The sequence below is a fragment of the Aurantivibrio infirmus genome (assembly GCF_054767315.1).
On the sequence record NZ_BAAFSK010000010.1, the window covers coordinates 1 to 13,521 of the forward strand.

General features: G+C 44.0%; 11 protein-coding genes. 7 read left to right on the plus strand and 4 right to left on the minus strand.

The features are described from left to right. Positions 1-289 precede the first annotated feature (289 nt). The 3 genes from folD to ACYUCY_RS18105 all read left to right on the plus strand — a co-directional run bounded on the left by folD (position 290) and on the right by ACYUCY_RS18105 (position 3,001). Positions 290-1,135, plus strand: coding sequence for a bifunctional methylenetetrahydrofolate dehydrogenase/methenyltetrahydrofolate cyclohydrolase FolD (gene folD, locus ACYUCY_RS18095; protein ID WP_460227943.1), 846 nt, complete (start codon positions 290-292; stop codon positions 1,133-1,135). Positions 1,136-1,216: 81 nt separating this feature from the next. Continuing rightward, a complete protein-coding gene (locus tag ACYUCY_RS18100) occupies positions 1,217-1,903 on the plus strand; it encodes a pseudouridine synthase (protein WP_460227944.1) in 687 nt (228 codons plus the stop codon). Between the two features lie 24 nt (positions 1,904-1,927). After that, the gene (locus tag ACYUCY_RS18105; RefSeq protein WP_460227945.1) at positions 1,928-3,001 is read left to right on the plus strand and encodes a class I SAM-dependent methyltransferase; all 1,074 of its coding nucleotides are present in this window, start codon (positions 1,928-1,930) and stop codon (positions 2,999-3,001) included. A 36-nt stretch (positions 3,002-3,037) separates the two neighbouring features. Here the strand turns inward: ACYUCY_RS18105 and ACYUCY_RS18110 are convergent, their stop codons facing one another. Genes ACYUCY_RS18110 through recQ form a run of 3 tightly spaced genes read right to left on the minus strand, consistent with a single transcriptional unit; the run spans position 3,038 to position 7,606 of the window. Continuing rightward, a complete protein-coding gene (locus ACYUCY_RS18110) occupies positions 3,038-3,787 on the minus strand; it encodes a spermidine synthase (protein WP_460227946.1) in 750 nt (249 codons plus the stop codon). Between the two features lie 36 nt (positions 3,788-3,823). After that, the gene (locus ACYUCY_RS18115; RefSeq protein ID WP_460227947.1) at positions 3,824-5,404 is read right to left on the minus strand and encodes an alpha/beta fold hydrolase; all 1,581 of its coding nucleotides are present in this window, start codon (positions 5,402-5,404) and stop codon (positions 3,824-3,826) included. Between the two features lie 12 nt (positions 5,405-5,416). Next, on the minus strand, positions 5,417-7,606 hold the full coding sequence (recQ, locus tag ACYUCY_RS18120; protein ID WP_460227948.1) for a DNA helicase RecQ: 2,190 nt from the start codon (positions 7,604-7,606) through the stop codon (positions 5,417-5,419). 105 nt (positions 7,607-7,711) lie between these two features. On the opposite strand from recQ, the gene ACYUCY_RS18125 reads away from it, so the two are divergent. The 4 genes from ACYUCY_RS18125 to ACYUCY_RS18140 all read left to right on the plus strand — a co-directional run bounded on the left by ACYUCY_RS18125 (position 7,712) and on the right by ACYUCY_RS18140 (position 12,062). Next, entirely contained in the window at positions 7,712-8,866 is a 1,155-nt protein-coding gene (locus tag ACYUCY_RS18125) for a phospholipase D-like domain-containing protein (RefSeq protein ID WP_460227949.1), read from the plus strand. A gap of 37 nt (positions 8,867-8,903) precedes the next feature. Then, positions 8,904-9,743 carry an endonuclease/exonuclease/phosphatase family protein gene (locus tag ACYUCY_RS18130; protein WP_460227950.1) on the plus strand — a complete coding sequence of 280 codons (840 nt, stop codon included), beginning with the start codon at positions 8,904-8,906 and terminating at the stop codon, positions 9,741-9,743. A gap of 77 nt (positions 9,744-9,820) precedes the next feature. After that, a complete protein-coding gene (locus ACYUCY_RS18135; protein ID WP_460227951.1) occupies positions 9,821-11,377 on the plus strand; it encodes an FMN-binding glutamate synthase family protein in 1,557 nt (518 codons plus the stop codon). 85 nt (positions 11,378-11,462) lie between these two features. Beyond that, the gene (locus tag ACYUCY_RS18140) at positions 11,463-12,062 is read left to right on the plus strand and encodes a DUF3806 domain-containing protein (RefSeq protein ID WP_460227952.1); all 600 of its coding nucleotides are present in this window, start codon (positions 11,463-11,465) and stop codon (positions 12,060-12,062) included. Between the two features lie 41 nt (positions 12,063-12,103). Here the strand turns inward: ACYUCY_RS18140 and ACYUCY_RS18145 are convergent, their stop codons facing one another. Further along, positions 12,104-13,012, minus strand: a complete 909-nt coding sequence (locus ACYUCY_RS18145; protein ID WP_460227953.1) for a cation diffusion facilitator family transporter — start codon at positions 13,010-13,012, stop codon at positions 12,104-12,106. Between the last annotated feature and the right edge of the window lie 509 nt (positions 13,013-13,521).

The window sequence follows — 13,521 nt, forward strand, 5'->3', positions numbered from 1 at the left end:
GAACCCCCGACATCCTGCTCCCAAAGCAGGCGCGCTACCAAGCTGCGCTACACTCCGATAATTTTCTAAATCTGGGCTCTTGAAGGGCTGATTTCAAGAGCTGCGGATGATACCGATGCGTCTGCTTGTCGTCAATGAAAAAGCCGTATATTCACGGGCTTAGGGGCAATTTGTGATTGTGGTGAGGAATCATATAAATCATCGGCCTCATAGTCGAGATTGGTTGGTTCCCGGGCGGCTCTATGGGACAATACGGCGCCTTAAAAACCGGTAATGAGGATGAATCTTGATGGCGGCGATGATACTAGATGGCAAAGCGCTTGCGAAGAAGACTGAACAAGAATTGAGCGAGCGCGTCGCGGCTCTTAAGGCTAAAAGCGGTGGTCAAACTCCGATTCTCGCCACCATATTGGTCGGTGGTGACCCCTCCTCTGCTACATACGTCAAAATGAAAGGCAATGCTTGTGAGCGTGTTGGTATGGCCTCGCTCAAAGTTGAGATGCCAGAAGAAACCACTACTGAACAGCTACTCGCTGAGATTCAGAAGCTAAACGATAACCCCAACGTGCACGGCATTTTGTTACAACACCCGGTCCCCTCGCAAATTGATGAGCGCGCTTGCTTTGACGCGATCGATATTAAAAAAGATGTTGATGGAGTGACGTGCTTAGGCTTCGGGCGCATGAGTATGGGTGTTGACGCTTATGGTTGTGCGACGCCGAAAGGTATCATGCGTTTGCTTGCTGCCTATGACATACCGCTTTCAGGTAAACACGCTGTCGTTGTTGGGCGTTCACCAATCCTGGGCAAGCCCATGGGTTTAATGCTGCTGAATGCAAACGCTACCGTAACCATTTGCCATTCTAGAACTGAAAACTTACCCGCCTTAGTCAAACAAGCCGATGTTGTCGTGGGTTCTGTTGGCAAACCTGAGTTTATTAAAGCCGATTGGATTAAAGATGGTGCCGTCGTAGTTGACGCCGGTTATCACCAGGGCGGTATCGGCGATATCGAACTTGCACCACTAACCGATCGGGTTGCAGCCTACACACCCGTTCCCGGCGCTGTTGGCCCGATGACTATTAACACTCTTATTTATCAAGCTGTCGCTGCGGGCGAAAAGGCAATTGTCTGAACCCTCTTTTCGAAAAAAATTCATTGCATATTATGTTCGGAAACTTCTGCATACATAAACAATTATCCAGAGGTTTTCACCGTGCGACTCGATAAATTTATTAGCCACTCCGCTCGCCTATCTCGAAACGACAGTAAGCGTCTTATAAAATCTAAAACAGTTTGCGTTAACGATGAAGTCGTTACGAATTCAAAACACTTGGTTAGCGAAACAGACATCGTCACGCACTCAGGTGAAGTATTAGCATTTCCGAAACCGCAATACCTCATGCTTTATAAACCGACAGGCTACGTATCTGCCACGACAGATTCCGAACACCCTACCGTTATCGATTTACTGCCGGAAGAATTTTCCGATCTTTCAATAGCCGGACGCTTGGATTTGGATGCAAGTGGATTGCTTTTATTGAGTGATGATGGGAAATGGCTACACCGGGTTACCTCCCCAAAACATGAATGCACAAAAACATACATCGTGGAATTGGAATCTGAATTAAACGAAGACATCAAAACTCAGTTCGCTGAAGGGATAATGTTAAATGGCGAAGACAAACCCACTAAAGCCGCAACATTGAGGATATTAGAAAACAATACGGCGGAGGTATGCATTAGTGAAGGCCGTTACCATCAAGTTAAAAGAATGTTTGCGGCCTGCGGCAATCATGTCAAAAAACTACACCGGCACGCTATCGGGTCTCTTGTCTTAGATAATGAAATGAAACAAGGCGATTTTAGAAAATTGACCGAGGCGGAGATTAATGGCTTCTAGTCACCAGCATGTGAACCGTATCTGATGAATATTTGCCATCAATTACTTATCAACGAAATCAATAACAGCGAATTGGCAACCTTATGGATTGTTGACGAGAACTTCCCTGCCGATCTTATTCCGCAAGTACATTCACGAGAGATGCTTTGCGCCGTTACCAATCGTGCTGAGCTACACAATACGCTTGCAATTAATTCAATCGTGTCAAATATTAGTGATTTTAATTTCGGCGATCTATTTAAAAATAATAAAAAATTAGCGGGAGCTAAGTTCTCACGCATTGTCTACCGCGTGTCGAAAGAAAGAGCCGTAGTAAATCACTGCATCAACGAGAGTTTCGACAACTTGAGCGAGGGAGGCGAATTAATCCTCATCGGTGAAAAACACGATGGTATTAAAACTCACGCAAAAAATGCCGAGTTGGTTTTTTCTCAGAAATCAAGAATTAAAAAGCAAGGCACTGGATACATTGCAAAACTAAGCAAAGTTAAGCTTGACTCGCCCTCATTATTAGATTGCCATGACTATACTAAATTGCGCTCGGTGGCTGTCGATGGTTTCAGTTTTATAAGTAAACCGGGAGTCTTCGGTTGGAACAAAATCGACGAAGGTAGCAAACTACTCGTTGAAACAATTCTCAATGATGAAGGAATAGCGCAGCAAAAGTATCAGAACGCCTTGGATCTCGGTTGTGGCTGGGGATACTTAACACTTGCAAGTAGCGAACTAGATATCGACAAGCGCTTTGCCAGCGACAACAATTTCGCCGCTGTTCTTGCTGCGGAGGCCAATTTCAAAGCACGAAAGATGGAAGTGGAATTAAGTCTAGACGATTGCGCAAAGAATCTTAAGGGACCTTTCGATTTGATACTGTGTAACCCGCCCTTTCACCGCGGTTTTGATGTTAGCGAAGCCTTAACGCAGAAATTTATCAATACGACTTATCGCTTAGTAGCAGACGATGGCATCGCGATATTCGTAGTTAATCAGTTTATCCCCATCGCAAAGTTAGCCGAGAAGGATTTTTCAGTTCAAAGCTTAGGCAAGACTAAAAGTTTTGATGTGCTCCGACTATCCAAAAGAATGAAGACGGCGTAGTGCTTTTATCTGCACCCCACACTCAGTCGAGTGTGTTTAGATTATTTTTTTGATAATAGCGTTGATTTTTCGAGTAAACCTCCGCCCTCTTTTTTCTTCAAAACTCTTTAAGGTTTCATTTAAGAGGGCTTTGTCATTAACCTGCCGAAAGAAAGCTGCAATTTTATTTGCATACCCAGGCGTAGAAAACGAAAACCCGCTCTTTATCTTGCCTTCGAGCCCGCTGCTTTTTAAAAATGCAGACATATTCATAGCTCTCGTAGATTCGAAGTTAACAACCACTGTTCCATTCTTTGTTAGATTTTTTACCAACAAAGCACTCCAGGCATCGTCTACTTCTACTGCTCGAAAAGGATCGTTACCGTTTTCGACAAACAAATCATCAACAATAAGATCGAAAGGTTTGCCCTTGTAGTGCTTGAGCCATGCGATCGCATCAGCCGTAACTATTTCAACCTCATTCATTCGCGCCAAAGAAAAATATTTATTGGCTATGTAGACGTGAGTCGGATCAAGTTCAACGGCAATGATATTTGGCCGATCAACAAGATCCAATATTTGTCTAACGACGGCACCGCCACCCAGACCCAAAACCAACACGCGCTTAATGTTTTTCGGCCTAAATAATGCGGGTAACACTAATAAATCCCACAAACTACCATTTAGTGGCGAACGACTATTGTATTGACTGTGGAAGGTACCGTTCGTGTACAAGCGAAGACTATTGCCCGCCATTCTTACCTCATAGCAACGATCTTTGATTACCTTTTTCCAAATAATCGCCATTTAAAAACTCTAGAATTAGAAACTGTGAAGATACTTTTATTGAGTCAATGACTCAGCTAAGCAAGCTGGCGGCTCGACGCCGTTTAAGTTGTCGAGAAAGTTCACCAGGGATTCATGCACACACACGCTACTTGCTGAAACGCCATGCCCTACATTCGGCAAGTGCCAATGATTGACTTTCGGTTTGTCGCGAGCAAAATCAGTCGCCCAGGCACTAGGCGTGACGGGGTCAAAACCGCCAGATAAAACGAGTATAGGTGTATCGCTATTAACGGGTTCACGAAACGCGTCAATATCGCTTCGCACTGGGAAGGCGGAGCAGAAATCATAATCCCAAGCGAATTCGGTATATCTTTGCCAAGCGGGAAACTTGGCGCGCTCAGCTTCGTATGCGGATTTTTCTACTCGCAAAATTTCACCGCAGTCGATCGCTAAATAAATAAGCGGGTTAAATTCCGGCGCCAACTCGCTATTCACCATTCCCTCAGCCAAGATTTGTAGCGCATCTTCAGTGTGAGATTCACCTGCACTACTTTTATTTCCTCGCGAATTGATTTGCTTTATCGCGTTGATGATATTTGGGTAGGCACTTTGATCGTAAAGTGAATTAATAATCATTGATATAAAACGATTATCATCAACCAAGGTTTTTACTGGCCAACCGCCGTGCCACAACGGTACGGATAATTCTGCAGGGTTTTCTTTTAGATAATTTGCAGCATGCCAGAATTGCTCTTCCAAACCCTCATCGTTTTCATCGCAAATCACTTGATTTCTACACGCTTGAAAAAAATAAGTGAAACTTTTCTCAATCGACTCTGGCCATTCTGTTAACAAACCTTTATCTACCGGATAAATTGAATCTAAGATTACCGCGCGGATGTTCGACTGTGAGACAGTGTTGGATTCTGTTGTTGTACGCTCGTTGAGACGAAGCCAGTCCAAAGCTAAGCGAGTACCATAGGAGGTGCCGATGATATTCCACTGCTCAATTCCGAGAGCTAACATCAAGCTATTCAGATCTCGAGCGCTGTGACTGGAAGAATAATGGCTTAAGTTGAAACCTCGCCGCTCAAATTCCCTCACACAAGCCTGCACTGTGTTTAAGGCTTCTCGATACTCAACTTCTCTACTGACTATCTTACCCAGCGCACTGCGCACATAGTCGTCGTAAGCTCGACACCGATAACTAGGCTTACTTAAGCCCGTACCCCGCTGATCAAGCAAAATTAAATCTCGTTTTAATTTTGCCGTCTCTAACCAGTAGAACCAGGAATCGATATTGTCCTCATCGATATAGGTTGAATTGCCTGGACCGCCGGATAGATACACAAGCGGGTCCGACCTCCGGTCTTCCGACTGATCGCGAACAATAACAAAGGGTAAATTAAACCTTCCAGCAATCTCGTCTGTCTGATATTCACCACACTCAATGACTAACCCTTCGGGAATATCAAACCAACAATCAACAGTGCTAAGGCCTGGCGACCACAGATCTTGCTCAGGTAATTTTCTATCCAGACTCCAAAAATTACTTAGAACAAACCACACGGAAAGCGCGAACAATACGAGCGCTAGTCGTTTAAGTGTGAATAATTTTGAGATGGAGGTTTTCATGAGTCAGCTTACTCAGCTGAGCGTTTCAAGATTTTGTAACAGGGACGCACGGACACAGCGAAGTGTTTCGTAGGAATAGGCACCGGCAAACTCATCAAAAATCTGTTTTAAAGAAATGCCGCCTTCATCGGTAACATTTTCCGCCATAACATCTTTAATGCTATTGATATTTGTCTCATCAAGCTCTATGACTTTTTCTACGTCGATTAATCCGGTTTCGATAAACTTGCTTAAATGGGTAAATATAGTCGTTAGTTTTAATTGGCGATGCTCGGCTATTTGCTGTGGTGACATGCCGTCTTTAAACATTTGCAAACTAATGATGTCTGATTTTTCTTTGGTGCTTTCCTCTTCGGTTTCGCTACCGGCAGAGGCGCGTTTCCCCTGTATGTCTTTAATTAAATCGATAAAAATATCGGCATAGCGATCTAACTTGGCTTGGCCCACTCCGTTGATCTTTGCAAATTCAATACGATTAATGGGTTGGTATTGAACCAGTTCCATTAACGTTGCGTCATGAAAGATTACATAAGGTGGCAATCCTTGCTCTTGCGCTAAGGTAGTTCGAAGTTCTCTCATCGCTTCCCACAAGAGATTATCGAGTGTCGATGCTTGCGAGCTATCGTATTTTTTGGTTTTCGACGTTGTTGCGCCAGACTTATATTTTTCAGGTCGCTGTGACTCTTTACGCAAATATAACCTTTCTTCGCCACGTAGTACCGGCCTGCTTTTTTCTGTAAGGCGTATTGAGCCGTAGCCTTCCACATCTACACTCAAATAAGCTCTTGCGATCAATTGCCTAAACACAGAACGTAACTGTCTGTCATTGTAGTCTTTGGCAATACCAAATGTTGAGGAATGTTGGTGGTTAAACTGTTTCACCTTTGCGGTTACTTTGCCCAACAAAACATCTATCAAGTGTCCTACACCAAAACGTTGTTCAGTTCGGTAAACGCAGCTCATTGCTTTTTGTGCCGTCTCACTGGCATCCCATGTTTCAACCGGGCTTAAACAGGTATCACAATTACCGCAGGCATTTTCCATCTCTTCGCCAAAATACTGCAACAGGTTTTGACGACGACAACTGGATATTTCACAAAAACCTAAAATCGCTTCTAACTTGAATCGTTCTGCTTTTTTAAAGGTTTCATTGCCGTTTGATGATTCCAACATCTGCCGCAAGGTAATGACATCTTGCACACCATAAGTCATCCAAGCGGTTGCGGGTAAGCCATCTCGCCCCGCCCTGCCGGTTTCTTGATAATAAGCTTCCAAACTTTTTGGTAAATCTAAATGCGCGACGAAGCGCACATCCGGTTTATCGATTCCCATGCCAAAAGCAATCGTCGCCACCATGATGATGCCGTCTTCACGCAAAAAGCGTTGCTGATTTTCAGCGCGTTGCTCTGTGCCCATTCCGGCGTGATAAGGCAAGGCCTTAAAACCTTCGTCAACTAACCAGCCAGCGACTTGGTCGACTTTTTTTCGCGATAAACAATAAACAATTCCAGAATCGTTAGCGTGCTCGCGATTTAAAAAGTGCAGTAATTGTTGTTTGGTACTTTCTTTTTCGGTAACTCGGTATTGAATATTCGGACGATCGAAGCCGCATTTAAATTGCTTCGCTTCCCCCAAATCCAAGCGGCGAATAATTTCTTGTTGAGTCCTGTCATCAGCGGTCGCGGTTAAAGCAATTCTTGGTACATGAGGATAGCGTTGATGTAACAAACTGAGTTCTAAATAATCAACTCTGAAATCATGTCCCCATTGCGATACACAGTGTGCTTCATCGATTGCAAATAAACCGATAGGAAGATTATCGAGCAAATCCAACATGGTATCTTGAGCGAGTCTCTCCGGCGCTACATAAAGAAGATCGATATCGCCGGCAACTAAACGCCGCTCAATTTCCCGCTGCTCTTGGTAAGTCTGACTTGAATTTAGATAATTTGCCCTAACACCTAATTGAGTGAGTGCATCAACCTGGTCCTGCATCAACGCTATTAAGGGTGATATGACCACACCGACACCATCCCGTATCATCGCGGGGATTTGATAACACAAAGATTTACCAGCACCGGTGGGCATTAGCACCAGCACATCATTTCCTTGCAGAATGGTGTTGATTATTTCTTCTTGGGGGGATCGAAAGGCGTCGTAGCCGAAGGTTTCTTGTAATATGTTGAGCGCACTAGTAGACATGGGCAGCGATTATACCCAGGAAAGACTGATAGAGGGTACATTTTCACGCTCGCTGTTTTCCTGGATAGCTGTTCAGTCTCGACCACACAAAAAGGAACCATCAATTTGAGCACATCAGATGCCATATCTATCAACCGACCTTGGCAAGAGCTTGCCTGGCAAGAAGAATATTTATTTCCGTCCAGCAAAGATTTTTTTAACGACTTGTTCGATTCTATTCAGCAAGCGCAAAAATCTGTTCTTTTACATACCTATATCTTTGATTTTGATCCGCTCGGGAAACGTATGATCGAGGCGCTAACGGCAGCGAGATTACGTGGTGTCGACGTTAAAGTACTTTTTGATGGCTTCGGCTCCATGGAGGAAGGCCTTGCGGTTGCCGATGCATTGGAAGAAAAAGATATTGCAGTTCGTATATTTCATCCACTGCCCTGGCAGCCTGAGCACTTTAAAAGAGCTCTACGACGTACTACAGTGTTTGGCAGCATGTTATTTAACATCCTCAAAATTAATCGTCGCCATCACGCAAAAATATGCATTATCGACGACCAGTCACTTTATTGCGGAAGTCAAAATATATCTAATTGTCACGCAAGTGAAAAATATGGTGGGCAAAATTGGCACGATTACGGCGCGAAGGTGTCGGGGGGGAATGTAGTCGCGGTAAAATCACTGCTTGAAGATTTTTGGTGTTATCGAAAACCCAAAATTGGTGAAGGCTTATTTCGCTTTTACCTACTTAACGTTTCGTCGTTCGCGAGAAGAGAAAAGAGCAAGTTACTGGTAGAGAAATTAGCTACGGCAAAACGAAGAATATGGATTATTAACCCGTACTTTTCTCCACCCGCCTCGATTATTCGCGCATTAAAACACGCAGCACGACGAGGTGTTGACGTGCGCATAATCGTACCCAAAAAATCGGATATTGAGTTTTTCCCACTATTGACTAGTGTTTATCATGAAGAATTGTTAAAGGTTGGGGTTCGAGTATTCGAATATTTACCGCGAATATTACATGCAAAACTGTTGCTAGCAGATGATTTTTGTTTAATGGGAAGTACCAACTTAAATCATCGCAGCATGCTACATGACGTTGAGTTCGATATCGTACTCGACGATCAAAAATCGATTCGAGCCGCATCGGAAAGCCTGGAACATGATCAACTCGAAAGCCGAGAGATAACGCTACAAGATGTTGCTAAATTTCGCATAAGACGTTGGCTGGGATGGATTCCATGGATATTGCGTTATTGGTTATAAGCTAAATTTTTTTGACTTAAACAGGAAGATGGTAACCTTGAAGAGAATTAAATCCAAAGAGACGGATCATAGTAATAACGGGACAGCTCCTAAAGACCTTCTCAATAAGGTCAGCACTCATCGAACTGATGCAGATAAAGATTTTAAAACGCTTCGCGTGCTTTCTTACAATATCCATAAAGGCTTCAGTCCGAATAATTCACGTTATATTTTAAATGAGATTCGCCACGCTATTCGCCTAGTTAACGCGGATGTCATTTTTCTACAAGAGGTATTGGGCGATAACAACAAGCACCACCGCAAACACAGCAACTGGATTCCGGGCGCACAGTTTGAATTTTTGGCGGATGAAGTCTGGCCTCATTTTGCCTATGGAAAAAACGCTATTTATCAGCAAGGTCATCATGGCAACGCAATTTTATCCAAATACCCTTTTAATTTTTGGGAAAACACCGATATCAGCCGATTTTCATTTTCCAAACGCGGAATACTTCACGGCACTATCGGCGAAAATGTACACGTCATTTGCATGCATGTCGGACTGCTAGGCATGGAGCGGCGCTCACAAATCAAGGCGCTCGTGGAAACGGTAGAAACCAAAGTTCCGAATGACGCTCCCTTGATAATCGCCGGCGATTTTAATGATTGGAAAGGCAGTGTCGATCGACGTTTACGCAAGCAACTTGGGGTGAGTGAAGCGTTTCGAGAAGTTAGCGGTAAACTTGCGAGAACCTTTCCGGCCGCTTTGCCAATTTTTCAACTAGACCGAATTTATGTCCGGAATCTCGCTGTTCAAGACGTGAGCTGCCTAGTCGATGATCATTGGCAAAAATTATCCGACCACTGCGCACTGTATGCCGAACTATCTCTCAACTAAAAATCCCTACGGACTAGATACCTTCGGGCCTCGCTGGTAAAGTCACGCTTCTGTATTTCCAGCATTGGATTTCTAGTATGTTTGATGATTTTACTATTAAGGTTTTTTCAATTGTCGCACTCACTTTTGTTTGCGCTATTGGCGTTTTGGTTTTAGCATTAGTGGTTATGTATTTTGTCGACAGCCATCAAACGACTCATACAATACGTAGAAATTACCCCATCTTTGGACGTTTTCGTTATTTTTTTGAACATGTCGGTACCTTTTTACGTCCCTACTGGTTCGCAACTGATAGAGAAGAATTGCCTTTCAATCGCGCTGAACGACAATGGGTGTATCGCGCAAGTAAAAATATTGATTCCAGCGTCGCCTTTGGCTCAACACGTGACTTAAATAAAACCGGTGCGGTTTTATTTTTGAATTCGGCCTATCCAACATTAGATGAAGAGGCGATGACTTCTTCTCTTGTCACCATCGGGCCGGACTGTAAACAACCCTATTCGACCGCTTCTTTTTTTAATATTTCAGCCATGAGCTACGGCTCAATGTCTAAACCGGCAATCACTGCTTTGTCCAGCGGCGCGGAGAAAGCTGGGTGTTGGTTGAACACAGGAGAAGGCGGCTTATCGCCCTACCATCTCGAAGGTGGGGCCGACATTGTTTTTCAAATCGGCACGGCAAAATACGGCGTTAGAAATTCGAGTGGACAGTTAGATGATGCAAAACTAAAAGCGCTCGCCGCCGTTACGCAAGTGAAAATGTTCGAAATAAAATTAAGCCAAGGCGCGAAACCCGGCAAAGGCGGTATCCTACCGGCCGATAAAGTCAGCGAAAAAGTGGCGCAGATTCGAGGCATTCCTGTCGGCCAAGCATCGATAAGTCCGAATCGACATACCGACATTAAGAGTCCTGAAGATTTGCTAGAAATGATAAATCATATTCGCGAACTCACCGGTAAGCCGGTGGGATTTAAAGCGGTGATTGGCGATGACCAGTGGTTGTTGGATTTATTTACGTTGATTTGTGAACAAGGCATTGAACGAGCGCCTGATTTCATCACCATCGACAGCGCCGACGGAGGTACTGGCGCAGCACCCCAGCCACTAATGGATTATGTCGGACTACAAATAAAAGAAAGCTTGCCCTGGGTTGTTGATCGGCTCATTGAATTTGGATTAAGAAAAAGAATTCGAATTATCGTTTCCGGGAAAATGATCACGCCATCGAAAGTCGCTTGGGCTTTAGCGACAGGTGCAGATTTTATCAACAGCGCTCGAGGTTTTATGTTTTCCCTTGGCTGCATTCAAGCCATGCAGTGTCATAAAAACACTTGCCCAACCGGTGTTACCACACACAACCCTAAATTACAGCGCGGATTAAATGTTGTAACGAAAGCCGAACGCGTTGCCCACTATCATAAAAATATTATTCACGGCGTGGGGCTGATAGCTCACTCCTGCGGAGTATCCGAACCAAGACAACTACAACGCAAGCACGTGCGAATGGTACTAGATAGCGGTTATTCAGAACGCCTAGATATCCTCTTTCCTCAATCCACCTTTACGGGATCGCCAGGTTTCGGCCAAAGCGCGACAGCCGAGGACCGCGTCCTCGATAAAGACGAATCGAATTAGATTTAATGACTGGGAACCAATTGCTTCCTACAACGACTAAGCTGAAACTGAAATAAAACGGCCAACAGAGAAACCTCGATACCTTATGAGAAAAAACATTAAACCTCTACTTTTAACTTGCGCTTCTCTCCTTATTACGTTTGCAGCCGCTGCCCAAGAAACCAAGCCAACAGCGTCGATTAGCCCAATGTTGAGGCTAGACAAACAGGCACTGGAAAAGCACGTTGAAGCAATCGATACGCTGGCTAGATTAAAGCTTGGCAATCAAGTTCATGGTGATCTTACCGACCTCGAACTATTGCAGCGTATTATTAATGAGAGGTTAATAGCGTCAGACGACAGCGCATTGATGCAGTCTGCTGGTGTTGTATTGGGAAATGTTTTGGCGAACGAGCTAGGCCTTAAATGGATGGTCTATGAAGATAGATTGGGGCGAAGCCGCGCCATCTGTGTTAATGACTCAAGCAACTGTTTGTTTCCTGTAACAATGCTGTCACGGCGTTTAGAAGTAAACGCTCCTGTGGATGTACAAAAAATTTATAATGATGCCGTTGCGACCATCGACCCCTTCATTCCCGATAATAATGCGTACGATGGCAAAAAAGCTGAACCAAAAAAAGACCCAGGTTGGTCCGCAATAAAAAAGAAGCCGGATAATAAAATTCGAATTCGCACTTATCCCTAACGGCGCATTAGTTCAAAAATCCTAAAGTTAGAACAAAACTTTCAATCATGGACATCGGGCTCGAAGAATAACCACATCACCTGCGGATAGGTTTTACGAAATTCAGCTTCCGCTGCGTTTATTAAAGCCACGAATTCATTGGTATCGTTTCCTGGTGTAATTCGCGCTTTAACTGCCACCATGACATCATCACCTAATTGCAGGGTGACTAAGTTAAAAATTTCTTCTACCCCTGGTTGCGAAAGTAAATGATTTTGCATTTCGAGTTTTAGTCGATTTTCAACACCTTGACCAACCAATAAATCTTTAACTTCACGACCGATTAGAATAGCAACGCCTATTAGCAATACGCCAATCGCAACCGTCCCCATTGCGTCATAGATAGGATTACCCGTAACCCAACTCGCGATCACCGCGAGGCAAGCGAGAATCAAGCCGAGACAGGCAGCCAGGTCCTCACCAAAAATAACTAACAATGCACTCTGGCGTGAAGTTCTAAACCAACGCCAGAGGTTTTGATCTCCTCGCACCTTGTTGATCTCCTTAATACAACCAAGCAAAGATAAGCCTTCCGCGACAATGGCGAAGACCAAAACACCAACGGCTATATAGGGTTTATTTAACGCCTCAGGTTGTTGTAATTTATGGATTCCTTCGTAAAGAGAAAACATTCCCCCCACTGAAAACAACAGTATCGCGACAATGAAAGACCAGAAATAAATTTCTTTTCCATAACCGAGAGGGTATTTATCGGAGGGGGGACGCTTCGCTCTTTTTATACCGAACAGCAACAACACTTGATTGGTGCAATCCGCGAGAGAATGGATCGCTTCCGCAAACATTGCGCCTGAGTTCGTAATAAAAGCCGCTATACCTTTTGCAATTGAGATAGTGAAATTAGCTATCAATGCATAAAGGATACTTCTTATTGACCCATCAGAATTAGCCATAATATTTTTTATCTTTTTTAATTCATTAAGCCAAGGAAAAGCCAAGCAAAGGTGATCTAAACCTTTACTTTAAATGCGCGCGAAGTGTATCAAAGACGCAGCTAAGAACAAATTTAAGAAACGGGTATCGGCTGATACCTGTAGTGGGCAGAATCCCAATTTAAAAATTTTTACAGCTTAATTATTTATCTTTTATAACAATGAGTTACAGATACAACTTAAGGTCAGCTTAGAAATCACTTTAAGGGCTTGCTCAGCCCAAATGTGGCAAGCCTTATGGGAGTTTGTCACCCTGCGAGCTTCATCGCTTCGCTCCTCGTACTAATTGCGACCACACAAATTTGCCTGGAGCAAATTTGACCGACTTTTCTAGGAGGCCCTTGGGTAAAATCCATGGACGGATTTTATAAATTAGTCGAACTTGGGAGCTCAAATCCACCGAATACCCCATACACAAAACCCCCGCCTTTTTGGGGCGAGGGTTTTATGTATGGCGCACCCGGAGAGAT

Excerpts from the sequence above, each read along its gene's own strand:
- folD (WP_460227943.1), top strand. The coding sequence starts at position 290 with ATGGCGGCGATGATACTAGATGGCAAAGCGCTTGCGAAGAAGACTGAA.
- ACYUCY_RS18105 (WP_460227945.1), top strand. The coding sequence starts at position 1,928 with ATGAATATTTGCCATCAATTACTTATCAACGAAATCAATAACAGCGAA.
- ACYUCY_RS18110 (WP_460227946.1), bottom strand. The coding sequence starts at position 3,787 with ATGGCGATTATTTGGAAAAAGGTAATCAAAGATCGTTGCTATGAGGTA.
- ACYUCY_RS18115 (WP_460227947.1), bottom strand. The coding sequence starts at position 5,404 with ATGAAAACCTCCATCTCAAAATTATTCACACTTAAACGACTAGCGCTC.
- recQ (WP_460227948.1), bottom strand. The coding sequence starts at position 7,606 with ATGTCTACTAGTGCGCTCAACATATTACAAGAAACCTTCGGCTACGAC.
- ACYUCY_RS18135 (WP_460227951.1), top strand. The coding sequence starts at position 9,821 with ATGTTTGATGATTTTACTATTAAGGTTTTTTCAATTGTCGCACTCACT.
- ACYUCY_RS18140 (WP_460227952.1), top strand. The coding sequence starts at position 11,463 with ATGAGAAAAAACATTAAACCTCTACTTTTAACTTGCGCTTCTCTCCTT.
- ACYUCY_RS18145 (WP_460227953.1), bottom strand. The coding sequence starts at position 13,012 with ATGGCTAATTCTGATGGGTCAATAAGAAGTATCCTTTATGCATTGATA.